General features: G+C 38.2%; 5 protein-coding genes. 1 reads left to right on the forward strand and 4 read right to left on the reverse strand.

Annotated elements, in window-relative coordinates; genetic code table 11:
* The first annotated feature begins 12 nt into the window (after nt 1-12).
* Complete coding sequence (locus F6K13_RS35540) at nt 13-165, forward strand: ArsA-related P-loop ATPase (RefSeq protein WP_353735737.1); 153 nt, start codon at nt 13-15, stop codon at nt 163-165.
* Nucleotides 166-309: 144 nt separating this feature from the next.
* Here the strand turns inward: F6K13_RS35540 and F6K13_RS35545 are convergent, their stop codons facing one another.
* The 4 genes from F6K13_RS35545 to F6K13_RS29910 form a co-directional block, all read right to left on the reverse strand.
* On the reverse strand, nt 310-660 hold the full coding sequence (locus F6K13_RS35545; RefSeq protein ID WP_124146678.1) for a transposase: 351 nt from the start codon (nt 658-660) through the stop codon (nt 310-312).
* A 3-nt stretch (nt 661-663) separates the two neighbouring features.
* Complete coding sequence (locus F6K13_RS29905; RefSeq protein WP_124146669.1) at nt 664-1,050, reverse strand: RNA-guided endonuclease TnpB family protein; 387 nt, start codon at nt 1,048-1,050, stop codon at nt 664-666.
* Nucleotides 1,034-1,213, reverse strand: coding sequence for a transposase (locus F6K13_RS35550; RefSeq protein ID WP_124146670.1), 180 nt, complete (start codon nt 1,211-1,213; stop codon nt 1,034-1,036). Before F6K13_RS35550 ends, F6K13_RS29905 begins: the two co-directional genes overlap by 17 nt.
* Nucleotides 1,214-1,544: 331 nt before the next feature.
* The gene (locus F6K13_RS29910; RefSeq protein ID WP_124146679.1) at nt 1,545-1,925 is read right to left on the reverse strand and encodes a DUF2358 domain-containing protein; all 381 of its coding nucleotides are present in this window, start codon (nt 1,923-1,925) and stop codon (nt 1,545-1,547) included.
* Nucleotides 1,926-2,157 lie beyond the last annotated feature (232 nt).

Below are 2,157 nucleotides of genomic sequence, written 5' to 3' on the forward strand. Positions count from 1 at the left end.
TTTAAGTAATTAATGCGTGTAATATTAATGACAGGAAAAGGTGGGGTTGGGAAAACATCAGTGGCCGCCTCAACCCCACCTTTTCCTGTCATTAATATTACACGCATTAATTACTTAACCTTTTCTGAAAAATTTTTACATATTTTAACTTTAACGGGTTTTTGAGTTTTCCAGCATATGGGGAATCTCGCATATCATACAAATCCGGGTTAAAAAAAAGGTGTATATCTAAGTAGAGTTTAGCCAGGAATAGTTGGTTAACTTTTTGATTTCTGTTGTCATTGTTGATAAAGTACGACACCTTTGAACTCAAATCTCTTCCATTTCTTCTATACTTTCAAAATGTCTATTTATCAGAGGTTCATCTACTAATGCCCATAATCTTTCTGCCGGTTGTAATTCAGGGGAATATGGAGGTAAATATTCTCTAATTATCCCTAATGGGACTTTAACTTTCTGACTTCTGTGCCACCCAGCTCTATCTTCTACTAAGATGATTTTTTTTGTTTCTGATAATCCCGCATCAACAGCAACAGTTTCATATACTAAATTTAACCACTTGGTATTAACTCGTGGTATTAAATACCAATAAGTTTTTCCAGTTTGGAGTTCTACAAACCCATATACATACCGACGCTGCTCTACGAGACAGGGCGGGATTCCCTAACATCGCTGGTAAGGGCTTTCTATTGCCTCTTGACAGAGGAGCTGCGCTAAGATAGCACCCGCCCTCCGGGATTTACTCCCTTCTGGTCTTACGGTCGCTCCACAGTACGTCGCCAATCTGACGGCTCCCCTAGACACTGCGAGTCCCACAGCCAAAATGTTTATACTTGCATTTATGTCCCGGTCATGGTGACTAGCACATTTTGGGCAATCCCACTCTCTAATATTTAGAGGTAATTTTTCTACTACATGACCACAATTAGAATAACGCTTAGAACTAGGAAAATATCGGTCAATTTTGATTAATGTACGGCCATACCATTCAGCTTTGTATTCTAATTGCCTGACTAACTCTCCCCAGTTGGCATCACAACCCACCTCCATCTCCCTCCCGGGAGGGAGATGGAGGTGGGTTGTAATTCTTGACCATGTTTTTTACTCCTAAATCCTCAACTACTATCCTTTGGTTTTCTCTAATTAGTTGGGTTGTTAGTTTATGGGTATAGTCAAGCCTTGAATCTTTAATTTGGCCGTGTATGATAGGCACTTATTCACTGTGCGACTAATTCCTCTTAAACTACTGCCCTCAAAATCAGCCTGTATAACCATGCGCATTTGTTCAGGTTGATGGGTAGCTCCTCCCCAGGAGGCACTTGTCTACGATAGTATAAAGTGTCGAAAGTTTAACTGTTTGCCCAGCATTCCGCAGGAAAAGTTTGTTGACATTTGGGACAATAATTATTGTTGACTTCCTTTACTGGTCTTTCCATGATACCCGAGTTTGATGATGGCCATACAAAGGACATTCCATGATGATTGAAAGTATTTAGGAACAATAATTGTATGATCATTCCCACACTTTCTTGATGCAGAACCCATTAATTTACTTGAAAAAGCTGCTTCAAAACATCTAGTCGAGAAATATCCCAATAGTCAATATGACTGTTAATAAGTCCATCCGTATTTAGTTTCAATTCACTCCATCCTGGTATTACCATTCTAGGCTTCCAAGGCAAAGGAGCTGTCCAACTAAGTGTCCAACGGGTTTTAATTAAATCTCCTAACTGACTAATATCGTGTAATTCAAGTTCAATATCGTTAAACCAACTTTTCATAAAACCGATCATTTTTTGATAACGCTCAATCCCTCTAAATTTATTCAATGGGTCTTTAAAGTAAACATTTTCTGCATAGATAATGTAGGTTTGATCGGCAGGAAATTTTTGATAATCTTGTTTAAGTATTGAAATAATATCCATTTTTTTAGTTGAATTTTTTACTGTAAAATTAGACACTTTTTCTCAGTTTTTGATTTGTTTTTTACTAGAGTTATTGAATTAGTTATAACTTATCAGTAAGTGCTTCAGCATTTAGACTTTATTTCCCAATGAGCCACTAAGGGAAGACTGTCGCGGAGAACAGCGGTACAACCACGCGTCGGCGAAGCACATTAGCTCCTCTATAAGAAGCTAGAAGCAAGTTGTCACAGGA

The sequence above is a fragment of the Okeania sp. SIO2B9 genome, assembly GCF_010672505.1.
Lineage (GTDB): Bacteria > Cyanobacteriota > Cyanobacteriia > Cyanobacteriales > Microcoleaceae > Okeania > Okeania hirsuta.